A 15556-nucleotide genomic window follows, 5' to 3' on the forward strand; every position below is an offset into this window, starting at 1 on the left:
ACGCAAGGGAAAACCTGATGGATATAGGCTCGTTGTTATAATTCAGTCAACTCAAGCTTTCTAAACTCCACTTCTGATCCTTCTGCTTGTATTGCTATTCGGCCCTTTTTAGAAGTCATATTAAAACCTTCGTTCACCAGATCATCGTTTATCCAAACTTTTACTGAATCATTAAGACATTCAATGACCATATTGTTCCAATCTCCAACGGGATTTTCAGAATTATAGGTTAAATTTCTTATCCGGCGTTCTTTACCTTCCGTCACACCCCAATTTTCCTTTGTCCCCCGCCGTAATTCCATATCTGGCACCTCAATATCTTCCCCTATACACCAAAAATCCCCCGCATTTTCATGCATCATCTGCACTTCAAGAGATTGTGGGAACATATCATATAATGCCCGGGGAGTAGACGCATGTACGAGTATACCGCAATTACCGGGTTCTCCTGCAAATCTGTAATCCACGTCCAGTTTATAATTTTGGAAAATACTGTCGGTAAGAAGATGCCCCCTTGGATCACCTAAGCTTACAAGCAAACCTTCACGCACAATAAAAGGATTAATTTCCTGCGGATTATCATCCATATCAGGCACATCCACATGCCAGCCTGATAAGTCATGTCCATTAAACAGGCTATAGGTGTTAGCTGTTTCCCCATTTTTACAGGAAAGGAGGGATAAGAAGATTAAGAACAGGTAAACAATTGTTTTCATATAAAGTATATTTAATTGGATTTAGGTTTAAAAAATAATACTGATTTGAAGTTAACCGCTCTAACCTTCCCCCGCTGTTCCTACATGAGCCCCTAAGGCTTCAAGATATGGTATCCCTAACAGATAAAACCAGGTATCAAAATCAAAAATGATAAATAAAACTTTCATTAATTAGAGCGATGGATATCTTTTGGTTCCATTACTGTAGGTAAACCTTCAATATTGATTTTTATCAAAAGATTACTTCTGAAAATTCATTATTATTAAAATTGTTCTATATTTTCTATTTTACTTCTCCTCTGATAAGAGCCGCCGCACCTAAAATTGAAACGTTAGAAACATATGAAGGTGCTACAACCAATTGTTTAGTAATCTTCTTTAATGGAAAGGTTTCTATTCTCTCTCGTAGAGATCGTTCAAAAAATAAAAAGGATTTACTAATAGAACCTCCAAAAAAAATAGCCTCAGGAGATAGTACCGATATAATTAATTTTACAGCATTTCCTAAATGCTTCCCGTATTGATTAAAAATTTCTAAAGCTTCTGTTTCCCCTTCTTTAGCTTTCAGGTAAATTTTACTTCCCTCCACACCGTAATTAGAATAAAAAAATTTTCCACTGCAGTATTCCTCTATGGTTTTATCTAAATATGGAATTTCCGAAAGTTCACCTGCACCAGACAAGGTGCCGGAGTAAAGCTTATTATTTATGATTATTCCAGTTCCAAAGCCACTCCCAAGAGTAATTCCTATCATATTTTCATAGACTTTTCCTTTTCCATAAGCTTTTTCACCTAAAGCAAACATATTTGCATCGTTAGAAATTTTTACGGGTCTATTAAAATGATCTTCAAGACACTTTTTTAAAAAAACTTCTTTCCAGGAGGGAATATTGGAAAGATCATAAACAATCCCTTTTTCTTCATTAATCAATCCCGGCACCCCAATTCCAATTCCCAAAAAATCAGATTGAGATATACTTTCAATCCCACTGATCAATTCTGCCATAATATGTTCTTTTTCCGCTTTTGAAGAGGTAGGAAATGATATTTCTTTAACAACTTTATCCCCTTGTACAACTCCAATTTGGGTTTTTGTTGCCCCAATATCAATTCCTATAATATTATTACTCATAAATTTGAGTTTTTATTCTGTTAAAAAATTATGGCGGTCATTTTCACGAATTTCAGAGATTTAATTTCAGTTATAAAAACCGAAGGCTTTATAACGGCTGCTGAACATTCCAATCCCACATTTCTACAATATTTCATTTTTAAAAATTTAGCTCTATAATAATTAAATTGTAATCAAAACTGAAAACGTTGAGAAGAGTAAACCGGAGAACTATTTTACCCTTGGCTCTTTTCACCTAATCATGCCACATGGTATTCCGGATTATGTTTTTTTCCTAATATATGCCTGTATAAGGAAGGTCTCCTGGCTTGGGTATATCTATGGCCACCTGCTTTTTCTATTTTATCCGAGGAAAGTACCGCAGATACTAAATCATCTCCCAAAGTTCGGCATTCAGCCAAAATATCCCTAAAAGGATCAAGGATCATAGAGCAGCCGTTTTTCAACTGATCATCATCCATTCCGATAGGGTTTGAAAAAATGACGAACACCGAATTATCGTCCGCCCTGGCTAGCAACCATTTTATTAGCCAGGCCCTGCCTTTCAACCTATCGAATTCAAGATGAAGCGATATAGGATCTATTTTTCTGTTTTTCCATAATGAAGGATCTACAAACCCAGCACCGGGACGGGTATAGGGGGTACATAGGGTTACATGTGGCATAAAAATTATTTCTGCTCCAAGAAGTTTTGTCGCCCGAACATTTTCCACAATATTATTATCATAACAAATCAAAATAACACAGTATTTGTTTCCTGGTGAAATAAATGGATTGATGAAGGGGTGAATTTTTCTGTATTTTGCTACTATACCATTTTGGTCTATACACACATACGTATTAAATAAATTATCCTTTTTATCCTTTTCAAAAAGACCCGCCAGTATAACGATATTATATTTTTCTGCAATTTCTGTTAATCGAATTATACTATCCCCATCAGGGATTTCCTCAGCCAAATGCAACATTTCAAACCGATAAAGATGACGGGCGAATATGTATCCGGTTATTGAACATTCAAGGAAAAAAATAACTTTAGAACCATCTTTTGCCGCCATTTTTGACAACATCTCTATGAGTGAAAGATTGTAATTCTTATCCCCACTAGGATGTTCAAATTGTGCTGTAGATAATTTCAGATAATTCATTTTAACTCTTAAAGAGGTTTTTTTTTACTCCTAGATATTTAAAAACTGTAGTATTCAAAAATTGAAATTCAGGATTTCTTCTTTAGAAGGTTGCCTCCCATATTCACAGGTCTTAAAAGATTCGCATAATCCACTGCTTCCGCTTTCTCTTTTCCTTACCATTTTTTTGGATTCCCTTTCATCAGCAGTAATACCTCCGGACTTGTTTTTGCTGAGCTATTCGTTTTTTTAATCTTCAATTTCAGGAATCAATAGTAAAGTATTAGTGGTTCACGGTAACCATTCATACATTTGACCTTTATGTGCATCCAAATCATTTATCTTTTTGTCAAAAATTTCTGTAAATGTTATCCGGAATAGTATTGGGTACTATTACTACATAGACTGCATCTTGCACTAAAACACCTGTATACCTTTGATTGGGATGATAATTGCCAGGCCTGTGGTTCAATACTATATCAGCCTTCCAATTTCGAATCTCTCCTATGATTTGATTCTGCGCATCTATTGAAGGCGATAATTTCCCATCCTGATTATCCAGTACGGTATAAACTGCTATTTTAAGTTGCCTGCGATCCTCCTCGGCTTCATTCCTTCTTACTTCAGCCAGAGCTGCATCACCTAAATCAAAATGACCTGCGTTTCTATTTGTAACCGACACTAATTTTACGCGATGTCCCATTTCTGCAAGAAGAGCGGTTAAACCACATGTTTTATTATCAGCATCATCGGGATGATCGCCAATAACAATGATATTCAATTTAGTTTCCTCCTTGGTTTGGGTAGTCATATTAAAATCCTTAAACAGGAGAAAAAAAAGAGAAATGAGTGTTATTTTCATATGAGATTGATTAATTAAAAAAGAAATTCCTTTACCATTGCATTAGTAAAAATGAGCATTAGGTTAGATTACCTACAATACGTTTTCCGTGATATGCCTTCGCCCCAAGAAAATTGTGTAATTCCTGGATATTCTTATTAGTAATTTTCCCCGCTGGCAGTAGTTCCATTTGATCTTGGCAAATGCTGATCATCTCTCTTAATACTTCTTTTCCTTCAAAAGCTGTTTTCTCTCCGCCCGAAGTTAATACTGTAGTAATTCCCTCAATTTCGGATAATTTCTTAACTTCTTCTATAGGTTTTGGGGTTTCATCTATAGCTTTATGGATCACAACTTTTAAAGGACTGGCAATCTTAGCCATTGTCGAAATCTCTTTTAAGTTCAAAAAATTCGCAGTGTCCAATATTCCAAAAACAACACCTTCTACCCCGATTTTTTTACAAAATTCAATAGAAGTGACCATAGTTTCAAATTCTTCTTTGGAATAAACAAAATTACCACCGCGTGGCCGGATCATTATCCTGATAGGAATTTTTAGCTGCTGTTTCGCTGCAACAATAAGTTCATTAGAAGGTGTCATGCCACCTACATTGAGATGTCCACATAGTTCTATTCTATTCGCTCCGTTTTTCTCCGCTTTCAGCGCCTGATTTATATTTTCAACACAGGCTTCTTTTATAAAATTATTCATTTATAATGCATCATATTTGTAGCTATCCTTCTACCAGATCTTCATTACTTAAAACTAAAAATCAGCACTTTCTGGTATATATTCATGAGATGAAGGTATTAGTTTAGCTTTAAGATCAGGATCCTTCATGTTTTTATCTAAAGGAAACATTGGCCTGTTGATTCTGTTATACTCGAGACTTTCCAGATCCTGATCTACACCACCAGGAGTAAGTGCCATTATCCAACCTGATTGCATATTATAAAGCTCCGGAACTAAATAGCCCATTTTCACAACGATGATATCTGATGCCAAAGGATCGAGACCCAATCTGCTAAAATTGGTATTGCGATTGCGATTTTTAGTTACAATGATCAGTACGCTACCTACCTTCACTACTACTGCTCCTTCATCAATTGATTCAACTGTCCCCACTAATCTCACAGGTGGGGCAAAACGCGAATCAACTATTGCTCCTACATTTCCATCAACCTTTCCTCCAACACCAGCTGCAATGGCTTTTTTTGCCAACTCCGGCCCCGGTATAGATGCATAAATCAGGGAAGGGCCATTTTCAGTTTTAAACTCAGGACGGGCCAGTATTTCCTTTAATGTCCAGGTAACGTCACCAGCTCCCCCGGCCGTAGGATTATCCCCCATATCGCTTATAAAAAAAGGGGCTTTGTCACTTGCCAGCGCCTCATCCAGACTACCGTGTAAAGAATTTACAGGGGCGACAAAATCAAATTTTGACCTTGCATCCCAGAAGCTTTTGGCCAATTGTTCGGCTGTGCTCGTGACTTTTTCTTTATCATCTCCCGTAACCATCACCACTGCATGATTGCGTGGTTCGTCTGCCCAGGCATAGCCAATCCATATTGCAGCATCAATAACCCCCTCTTGTGCAGTAGCCCATGGCAATTTCGTGTACAAGCTTTTCGCGGGTTCAACCCTGGTGCTGGTTTTTTCTCCCGGCAGCAAAATTGGTACGGGAATCCAGGCTTTGTAGGCAGGTTTTCCTTTCCCGCTTTCAATTCTGGACAACAGGTTGTCTATTGCCCGTTTTTTTGTTTCATACCTATCTTCATGAGGTGCCATCCGAAAACAAGTGATCAAATCACTCTTTTGTGCAAGATGCCATGAAACATTGCCATGTAAATCCATAGAAGTGGAAATTATGGTTTCCTTACCAACTACTTCACGAATCCTGGCAATGAAATCACCCTCAGGATCATCCAGCCCCACTACGCTCATGGCACCATGAAGATCAAAATAAAGACCATCATAGGGCAAGTTTTTTTTAATTAAAGTAAGGTTTTGCTCAACAAGGGATTCATATGCCTCCCTGGTAACAGCGCCCCCAGGTGATGCACTAGCTACCATTGCCGGAAACCAGTTTGCCCGGTTCCTGCTGAGCGAATCCCTAGACATAAACGGGTAGGAGGAGAAAACCTCCTCCCCCTGCCTTTTACGAAAAGCATCCTCACGGGCAAGGGCCGGAGAGAAGGTACTTGATTCTGTTCCCATTCCGGCAATAGCAATACGAGGAAGCTTTTTAGCGCGAGGATTATCTTTAAGATCTTGGGTAAAAAGGTCTTTAATGGAAGTTTGTTTTTCTGAAAACGAAAAACCAGGCGAAGTGATAATGAAATTAAAGAAGATGGCCAGCAAGAATATTTTTTTCATATTTTATTATTGAATTTATTAATATTTTGAGTTATTCATAAATTTTGAATTAATCAAAACCGTTGTTTCCTAATTCTAAATCCACTACTTTTCGGAGCAATTTAAAATTTAAAAAATCAACTATAGATCCTTAACTCGTATATTTCTAAACCAAACTGTTGATCCATGTCCCAAAAATCCAATGTGGCCTTTATCACGTTTTAGTCCGGGATGATCTTTACCATCCAAAGTTCTATTTTTGCGGGCATCAGATATATCTCCATCAAGAATGGTAGTTCCATTTAATATCACTTTGATTTTGGTACCGTTAACAATTACCTCCTGATAATTCCACTCTCCTACAGGTTTTAAATAACCTCGTTCGGCCCGTAAAACTCCATATACTGAACCATGGAACTGATATTCCTCCAAATTTTTATAAATATCGGCATCGTTATCTAAAATTTGAATTTCCATCCCTTCATAGGCCACGTCACCTTCCAGTGGCGCCCGAACACCTAAACCATTATTAGCGCCCGGTGTCAATTTAAATTCAAATCGCAGTATAAAATCACTATACTCTTCCTTGGTAAATAAATTACCTCCACTTCCAAATTCTGGTTCCCGAACTACTAATACCCCATCCTCAATAACATAATCTTTGGTGTTACCTGTCCATTTGTACATATTGGTTCCATTAAAAAGTACGTCAAAACCTTCTTCCTCCTCCTCAGCACTTAATTTAAAAGGTTCCTGACGGGGGATTTCACGAATGTAGATATCTCTGTAACCTATGCGTGAGCCATGTGCCTGCAACTCGATTTGCTCTTCCGGAAAGATTTTAAGGCTCCTATCCCAGAAGTTTTCCAGAATCACATTATCTGTTACCAGTTCACCATTAAGGTAAACAGTTACACGATCCCCTTTCATTAGGATACGAAAGGTATTCCATTCTCCAAGAGGATTATCTGCCACTAAAAGAGGATCACTAGGATTCACTTCATTATTATATAATCCACCTGAACCTACCTGAGCTCCATCCTTTACACGGGAAATATCCCAGATTTGTACTTGTGGTGTTCCCCTTAGGTAAATACCGGCATCTCCATTCTGATGTCCTTCATCATAAATTTTCCAGTCCACCAACATCTCAAAATCTCCGTATTTTTTTTCAGTTGCAATGTTGTTTCCTTTTCCAGTAAAAGTTAATTCACCATTTTCCACCTTCCAGCCGTTACGCATCTCTTCATTTGCTCGTTCCTGTCGTTGGCTTAACGTTCTCTCATTCATCTTTGCCCGCTCGAGTGGATCGGCGACCAGGCCTTTCCAGCCCTTAAGATCCTCACCATTGAACAGCTGAACAAAACCTTCTCCCTCTGGCATTTCGGAAATTAATTTTCGCATATTTTCTTTCTCGTACTCACTGTCCGGACCTTCCAGCACCTGGATAGTTTTATTCAGCAACTCCCGTACTTTTTCGCCGTGAAACTCCTGAGATAAAGTTATTCTCATCACAGCATTTGCCGCCTCTTGCTGCAGGGCTGGGACATTTAAATAATCCCCAGCAAAGGTTAAAGCCGTATAAATGCTATTTCGTCCAACTTCCCTTAAAATCAGTTTTTTATGTTCAGTTTTCTCAGCGATATCCATTGCCTTACGAAACATCAATAACTTCTGCTGGTCAGGCTCATCTGATTGCCGTATAGTGCGGACATATCCCTCCAGTGCCTGTTCCCGAAATTCACTCCTGGATGCATCTTTACCAATTCGGTACAATTCATTAGCTGCACCGGCATCAGTCCATGCTGATAGTGCGGTGACAGCCGCTTCCTTTGTGGTTGCATTTCCCGTATTAAAGGCAGAAGAAACCGTATTTAGAGCTTGCTCTCCTCCAATATTAGCCAGCAAACTAAAATAATGTACCTGCTTATCTGCCGGTGCTTTCTTCATTTCCTGTAACACAAGTGAAGCCTTTTGGGTTTGATTTTCATTATTACTCATTGCCGCAGTAATAGCCTCCTGTACCGCTCTCACCTCTTCGGGATGGGATGTTTCATTTAAAAATGAAAATAAAAGAGACAGGTCATTTTCGGTTACCATTCGCTCCAGCGCAATTAAGGCAGCCATACGAATTTCTTCATTGTTGCTATTGACATAGGCAAATACATCATTTACTCTATTACTGCTTGCACGGTTACCTAAAACAGAAATTAATGCTGTCTGGGCATCCGGAGACATTTCCGGTAAGGCATCGGCAATCTGATCATGAAGTCCCTGGGAATCCATGATCAACAAAGCCTCCCTAATAGAATTCACCTCAGCTTTATTGCTATTTTTTAGAACCTCAAGCAGATGAGGTAATTGCCGCTCACCTCCCATTCTCCCTACTGCTCCAATAGCAGCCTTTCTCACTTCAATGTTCTTGCTTTTGAGATTTTTAATAATGAAAGGCATTGCTCCTTCTGCGTTATTCATCCCTAACATGGTGATGATCTCAGCCTCAATTTCAGGTTTAGATCTACCGGCTTTTCTCACCCATTTTGTTATTGTGGAAGGATTGATATGAGCCCCTGCAAATTTTAGCGCTGCAGCCCGATATTCCGGATTAGCATCTCCTGCAGCATTTATAAGTCGCTTGATGCTTTTTTCTCCATTTCTTCTCGTGAGTAATTTCAATGCTGCAGTACGAGTTTGTACCTGCTGATTATCTCTTCTTGTTTTTCGAAGGAGCGACTTGGATATCTTTTCCGCCTGCTTTTGCCTTCCATCTTCCTGAAGACGCTGAGCATAAAGTAAATAAGCTGCCGTGGCATTATCGTTATCAAAAATAAAATCATCTTCTAAGGCCGCCTCTGCCAAAATTCTTTCTGAAACAGGATCTGCTATATTTGCCAAAGCATATAGTGCCAGTTTCCTAAGCTTGCCTTCCACATTTTTCGCATAAGGAGTTATTACCGCTACGGCCTCTTTATTCTTGGTATCTCCCAGCGCCTGGACGAGTGTGAGACGACAGGAACCTTGACTATTCTGCAAAGCCTGTAATAAAGCCTTGTCGGCATTCGAAGAATAAATGTGAATTAAAGCACTTGCCGCTGCTGCACAATATTTATCACTATTAAGATAAGACTGTAAACATGAAACCGCGTCATCTTTGCCAACCACCTGAAGCTGTCTGATAATAAAATCCTTATTTCCTTCATTACCGGCAATCTGCAATGCCTGACAATAAGCATCTACGCTCATTTTTCTTAACTCTTCCTTGCCTTCCTGCATTGCAAATAAAGAAAAACCACCCAGTGCATACTCCAGTTGAGTATTATCTCCCTCTCCTGGGGCTGAAAGCAGCTTTGTCATTTCAATCAACCCTTCTCTACCCAATTCGGCTATATCATTCATGCTGGCATTTAACTTTTCAGTATCTTCTGCGGGTAATTGCGCCAAAACATCAGCAATTTTGGTGGAATGGGTACGGTTATCACCCGCTCGTTGAGCCATTCCCGCCGGACTTAACAAGACCAGGGTAATTAGCAATAGTAGTATCTTTTTTAAATTATTTCGCACGATTAAATATTTTTATATATAATTTTTCAGTTTTTCTCAATTATAATAAACGGTTTACAGAACCATAGACCAATCGGAGCGCATGGGTTGATTAATTAACCTGTTAGCAGCTTCATCATCAACAAACTCCTCTTTTACCGGATCAAATTTCAATGACCGCCCCAAATGAAGGGCAGCTTTGCCAATGTTAACAAGGGTACAGGATCTGTGACCATTTTCTTCATTAAGAGCAAATTTCTTACGCTCTTTTATAGCTTCAACGAAATCTGTTACCTGTGGTTGTGGATCAGGGAAGGCTGCGAGTTTTTTCTCAAGATTTGGAATGTCTGAACGAAAACCTGGATAAAGTTTTCCTTTAGGGCCTTCGATATAAGGAATATTCTCCTCTGTACCTTCACCATCAAGAATTATTTGGCACCCATCAGCATAAGTAAACACTATTCTGCGCCAGGTTCCTACCGCATCCAAATGTTGCTGTGGCGCATCTATCTCTACTGAAACAGGACTTGTATTATCTTTCCCTAAAAAATATTGAACAGGATCCAGATAATGCTGCCCCATATCACCAAGACCACCACCATCATAATCCCAATACCCCCGGAAAGTTTGATGAACCCTGTGTTGATTATAAGGTTTATATGGCGCAGGTCCAAGCCACATTTCATAGTCAAGTTCCGGGGGCACAGGCATCGGGTCCAGATTGGTTTTCCCTGTCCAGTAAAATTTCCAGTCAAACCCAGTGCCGCGACCCACTGTAACCTTAAGAGGCCATCCCAGCAAATTGCTTTCAACAAGTTTTTTAATGGGTTTTACTGGTGTCCCCATCCCATAGAAATTATCTTCAAAGCGGAACCATGTATTCAGGCGAAAAATCCTTCCATGCTGTTGCACAGCCTCCACCACTCGTTTGCCCTCTCCTATTGTACGCGTCATAGGTTTTTCACACCATATATCTTTGCCTGCCCTGGCGGCATCTGCTGCCATGATTCCATGCCAATGAGGCGGTGTGGCAATATGAACAATATCTACTTCCGGTAGCTGTATCACCTCCCGGTAATCAGAATAAGTTTTTACACCATTGCCTACCATTTCCGCAGCTTTGCTCAGATGTGTTTTATCTACATCACAAAGCGCAACCACCCTTGTATCTGCATATTTGAAATGATTAACACCCATTCCCCCAACGCCAATCACAGCCTTTGTAAGTTGATCACTGGGAGCTATAAAGCCTTTGCCCCCAAGCACAAACCGGGGAATGATGGTAAAAGCTGCTGCTGTAGCCGCAGTTTTTTTGATGAAAACTCGTCTTGAATTTTTACTTTCTGATATCATTATTTTTGAAATAGAATTAATAATACTTTTTTTCAGTAATCATAAAATTTCTTCCTCAACTGGATTATGATCAGTAATTTTATTTTAAAACTACTGTTTTTCCCGTACGAACAGATTCATCGCAGGCAAAAGCAATGCGCAGGCTGTTGATCGCATCCTCTGCGTGAGCAGATAAATCTATGTCTTCCTTTATTGCTTTAAAAAAATAACGTTGTTCCCTGGTACAAAGCTCCTGATGATCCGGTTCATCTTCCAGATTTAACCAGGTGTCTTCTTTTAAAAACTGCCCATTCGCGTCCAGCTCTGCGTGATGAAACCTTAGGGATTCAGTTTTTGTATGTGCCTCTATAGAATCGGACTTCCCTGTTCCTCCTGCTTCTTTTGCAACAATAGAAATCGAACCTTTTGGGCCAAATACATCTTTTACAAAAAAGGCAGTTTCACTTATCATGGGTCCCCATCCGGCTTCATACCATCCTACTGAGCCATCATCAAAACGTATCTGTAACTGGCCGTAATTGTAGTTTCCTTCTGGTATCTCCTCAGTTAACCTTGCCCCTATTGCACTTACCTGAACAGGTTTCGCACCAGTCATCTGGCACATCACATCAATGTAGTGCACTCCACAATCCACAATTGGACTTAAACTTTTCATTAGATTTCGATGAACCTTCCATTTATCCCCTTTGCTTTGTTGATTAAGATTCATGCGCATTACAAGTGGCTTACCTAGGTCCCGACTAAATTCTACAAAGCGCTCCCAGGAAGGATGGTGCCGAAGAATATACCCTACCACCAATTTCTTTCCGGCTTTTCGTGCCGCTTCTTCCACCCGTTGTGCACCATCTACAGTATCGGCCAAAGGTTTTTCTATAAAAACATGACAGCCTTTTTTAAATGCTTCTACTGCAAAAGCCTCGTGTGTATCAGGATATGTGGAGATGCATACAGCATCAGGTTTTGTAATTTCCATAGCCTCTGCAAAATTGCTGAACAACTGGTATGAACCACCAAGCTTATCATTTAAAATTTCTTTGCTTTTTCCGGTCGAAACCAGCCCACAAATTTCAAAATTTTCCAAGGAATGATAAGCCAGGGCATGGGATGACCCCATGTTCCCACACCCCACTATAAGAACACGTAAAAGATTTGATTTATTCGTCATAAAATCTAAATTTTATATTTAAAAAATAATTCATTCAATAGCTTTTATTGGTTTTACCGATGTTGCGACTTGATTTTTAATACTCTCTGGAGATCCTTTTAGATCATCATCTCGCTCCTGCAAGAGGTATTCTTTATCTTTTCGAGTCTGTAATGGTTTTTCTCTGAAAAAGGCCATAAACAAAAAGCTCACTAGTAAAGCGATGGCTCCTGGGACTAACCAAATGGATTGCCAGACATACTTCAGTGAACCATCAATGGAGGTAACAAAAGTTTCTGTTACAAAACCAGAAACAAATGATCCTATTAGCATACCAACTCCATAAGTAGCAAATGTAATCATACCCTGGGCGGAGTTTCTGAAGGATTTGTGAGCCTTTTTTTCAATATAAATCTGCCCGGACACAAAGAAAAAATCATAGCATATTCCATGCAGAATGACCCCCATATAGAGCATCCATGTTCCTGAACCAATATCCCCAAAAGCAAAAAATAAATATCGCACTACCCAGGCCAACATTCCTGCTAACATCACTTTTTTTATTCCTAGTTTGCTAAAGGCAAAAGGCATTAATAACATAAATATAAATTCCGATGCTTGTCCCAAAGTCATTTTACCTGCTGCATTCTCCATTCCTATATCATTCAGGAATGGATTAGCAAAGCTGTAATAAAATGCCAGAGGTATACAAATGACAATTGAGCTAATGAAAAACACAATAAAAGACCGATCCTTGAACAAAACCATTGCATCCAATCCCACAATTGAAGCAAAACTGGCGGTTTGTTTTTTAGGTGGGGTATCGGGCAAAAAAAAACTTAACACTCCTAAAATAACAGAGCAACCCGCAGCTATGCGAAAGGTCATATAAGAGGCTTCAATATCCATGAATCCTATTAAAAGACCAGCAGCAATCCAACCTAACGTTCCTAAGACCCTGATCCGGGGAAATTCTTTTCCTGGATCTGTCATTTGCGAAAAAGATATAGAATTAGCCAAAGACATAGTTGGCATATATAAGAGGGTGTACAGAAGAATCAACCACCAGAAATCCTGAAATTGCTCAACAGTACTGATGTAATAAAGAGTAAAGCCCCCCAATAAATGTAAAATACCTAAAACTTTTTGTGCAGAAAAAAATCGGTCGGCAATAAGTCCTATAAAAAAAGGGGAAAAAATAGCAGCTATAGATAAATTAGCATAAGCAGCCCCTACCTGTACTGCATCCACTTTTAAAGAAGTCAGAAGATAAGTTCCCATCGTTACATACCAGGCTCCCCAAATAAAATATTCAAACAGCATTAATATTGATAAATGTAACCTGACTGAGTTTTTCATAATTTTTTCGTTCTGGAACGATAAAATATAACTAGGATTATTAAAAAAGAATGCAATTCATTTCGCTACAATTCTTTTTATACGGGCGATTATGGGTTTATAACCCCCAATACACAAGTTCTTCATTGTTTAATCTAATTTTAATTTTAATGAAAATTGAGAGCATAGTTTTCTGCATTTCGCGCAATACAAGTTTTTACCGTCTTTAGTGCCTTGACCTGTATTTTTCATTTCAGTTCCTGAATATGTATATTTTTCCATCTAACTTTAATTCCACCCCCGCTATGAATTTGAAGGGCTATTGATCCTCTTCCCGCTCCAATTGTTTCGTCATCGAGTTGAACCATTTGTTTTCCATTCAACCATGTCGTGATCTCATCACCCCTAGCCTCTATGCGCATATGGTTCCAACCGTCAGGATTAAGATTGCTTTCATCTTCGGGTTCAGGTTTAATAATCCATCCCCTGCCACCTACGGTGGATTCATAAATCCCGCCTGTATGAAGATTAGGCGGTGCAACTTCAACTTGCCAGCCCCGTATGGTTGTTCTATCTTCACCCCCAACATGGGAACGTATGAACACACCACTATTGCCATTGGCCTCCAATTTAAAATCTAAATTGAGGATAAAATCTTCATAGGGTTTATTGGTAGAAAGATACCCGTATTTTTCTTCAGGGCCGCTTTCACAAACCAGCTCCCCATTTTCTACATACCAATATTCTGTACCGTGCTTTGTCCAGCCGGATAAATCTTCTCCATTGAATAAACTTTCACTTTCCTGAGAAAAAATGGATCCTGTAAGAAGGGAAAAAGAAAATAAAAAAAGTATATGTTTCATAATTGAACGTTATTAAAGCATTTAATATTTAGTTATCAGATTTTCATATCTAAAAATCTTCCATTACCTCTACCCAATATTTATCCATCTCCTTCCTGGAGGGAGTTTCTTTTGGCCTGACCAGCCTAAAACCTACAAAGGGCGCATCAGTTAACCACCAAATACTCTTTGGCATCTGAGGATCCCGCATTTTCCATTGATCAGAAGAGCCCTGCCGGTTTGCACAACGAAGATCATCACCACCATCTATCCAGGAACCTCCTCGTATTGAACGAGGATAAAGCGTTGTTGGTTCAAAAAAAGGATTATCAGCAGGTTCCCCTTTCAATTGCTCATGATAATCTTTATGATATTGATCCAAGGTCCATTCCGCAACATTACCATGCATATCGTAGAGGCCTAAAGCATTTGGTATTTTTATCCCCACTTTTTTGTAGCCGTGTTCACTATTAACCCCATACCATGCATACTTATCGAGTTCTCCGGAATTTTCGCCAAAACTATAGGCAGTCTTTGAACCGGCACGACAGGCATATTCCCATTCTGCCTCTGTGGGCAACCTATAGAAATTACCTGTTTTGGCAAAAAGCCATTTCGCATACATCACAGCCGCATACTGGGTCATATTAATAGCCGGGTAACCTTCTCTTCCCATACCAAAACTCATATCTATATACATAGGAGTGGCGGTTGAAACAGCATCGATCTCTATCTCTGATCCATCACTCAAGGTGATATTAATATTTTTTTGACTTGAAAACTCATCATTTAGAAATAGATCATACTGCTCCCAGGTTATTTCATAAGTACCCATCCAAAAAGAGTTTACTTTTACTTCGCGTTGGGGGCCTTCATCATCTTCCCTTCCCGGTTCATTTCTAGGACTTCCCATTGTAAATGTACCACCAGGTACAGGAATCATTTCTATCTTAACATCAGAGCCAGGAATTTCTTCCGAGTAAGGTAAAAAGCATGAGGATTCAGTGCCATTGTTATTTTCATTGTAAGTGGGTATGAAATGGCTGCTTACAACTAATATAATTATTAATGAAAAATACCGCATAGTCTTTCAAACTTTACATCCATCTTACTTATTACAACCATTTGTGACGGATTCTTAATTGAGATTATTTACCAGTTGTTTTT

At 39.0% G+C, this 15556-nt stretch carries 12 protein-coding genes; all 12 read right to left on the reverse strand.

The features are described 5' to 3' along the window. Positions 1-35: 35 nt before the first annotated feature. The 12 genes from ACW6NC_RS13250 to ACW6NC_RS13305 all read right to left on the reverse strand — a co-directional run bounded on the left by ACW6NC_RS13250 (position 36) and on the right by ACW6NC_RS13305 (position 15473). Positions 36-716 (reverse strand): 3-keto-disaccharide hydrolase, encoded by a 681-nt coding sequence (locus ACW6NC_RS13250; RefSeq protein WP_457866696.1) that lies wholly within the window; start codon positions 714-716, stop codon positions 36-38. Positions 717-999: 283 nt separating this feature from the next. After that, complete coding sequence (locus ACW6NC_RS13255; protein ID WP_457866697.1) at positions 1000-1848, reverse strand: ROK family protein; 849 nt, start codon at positions 1846-1848, stop codon at positions 1000-1002. 239 nt (positions 1849-2087) lie between these two features. Then, positions 2088-2996 (reverse strand): nitrilase-related carbon-nitrogen hydrolase, encoded by a 909-nt coding sequence (locus ACW6NC_RS13260; RefSeq protein WP_457866698.1) that lies wholly within the window; start codon positions 2994-2996, stop codon positions 2088-2090. A gap of 328 nt (positions 2997-3324) precedes the next feature. Then, a complete protein-coding gene (locus tag ACW6NC_RS13265) occupies positions 3325-3837 on the reverse strand; it encodes a PIG-L deacetylase family protein (protein WP_457866700.1) in 513 nt (170 codons plus the stop codon). Positions 3838-3895: 58 nt separating this feature from the next. Continuing rightward, positions 3896-4528 (reverse strand): copper homeostasis protein CutC, encoded by a 633-nt coding sequence (locus ACW6NC_RS13270; protein WP_457866701.1) that lies wholly within the window; start codon positions 4526-4528, stop codon positions 3896-3898. Between the two features lie 54 nt (positions 4529-4582). Further along, positions 4583-6193 carry a M81 family metallopeptidase gene (locus tag ACW6NC_RS13275; protein ID WP_457866703.1) on the reverse strand — a complete coding sequence of 537 codons (1611 nt, stop codon included), beginning with the start codon at positions 6191-6193 and terminating at the stop codon, positions 4583-4585. 120 nt (positions 6194-6313) lie between these two features. After that, entirely contained in the window at positions 6314-9733 is a 3420-nt protein-coding gene (locus ACW6NC_RS13280; RefSeq protein WP_457866704.1) for a family 16 glycoside hydrolase, read from the reverse strand. A 54-nt stretch (positions 9734-9787) separates the two neighbouring features. Further along, entirely contained in the window at positions 9788-11065 is a 1278-nt protein-coding gene (locus ACW6NC_RS13285) for a Gfo/Idh/MocA family oxidoreductase (protein WP_457866706.1), read from the reverse strand. A 79-nt stretch (positions 11066-11144) separates the two neighbouring features. Continuing rightward, entirely contained in the window at positions 11145-12230 is a 1086-nt protein-coding gene (locus tag ACW6NC_RS13290) for a Gfo/Idh/MocA family protein (protein ID WP_457866708.1), read from the reverse strand. A 30-nt stretch (positions 12231-12260) separates the two neighbouring features. Beyond that, positions 12261-13568, reverse strand: a complete 1308-nt coding sequence (locus ACW6NC_RS13295) for a nucleoside permease (protein WP_457866710.1) — start codon at positions 13566-13568, stop codon at positions 12261-12263. Positions 13569-13795: 227 nt separating this feature from the next. Further along, the gene (locus ACW6NC_RS13300; protein ID WP_457866711.1) at positions 13796-14410 is read right to left on the reverse strand and encodes a 3-keto-disaccharide hydrolase; all 615 of its coding nucleotides are present in this window, start codon (positions 14408-14410) and stop codon (positions 13796-13798) included. 49 nt (positions 14411-14459) lie between these two features. Beyond that, complete coding sequence (locus ACW6NC_RS13305) at positions 14460-15473, reverse strand: formylglycine-generating enzyme family protein (protein WP_457866713.1); 1014 nt, start codon at positions 15471-15473, stop codon at positions 14460-14462. Positions 15474-15556: the final 83 nt, after the last annotated feature.

It is taken from the genome of Salegentibacter profundi, assembly GCF_054121475.1.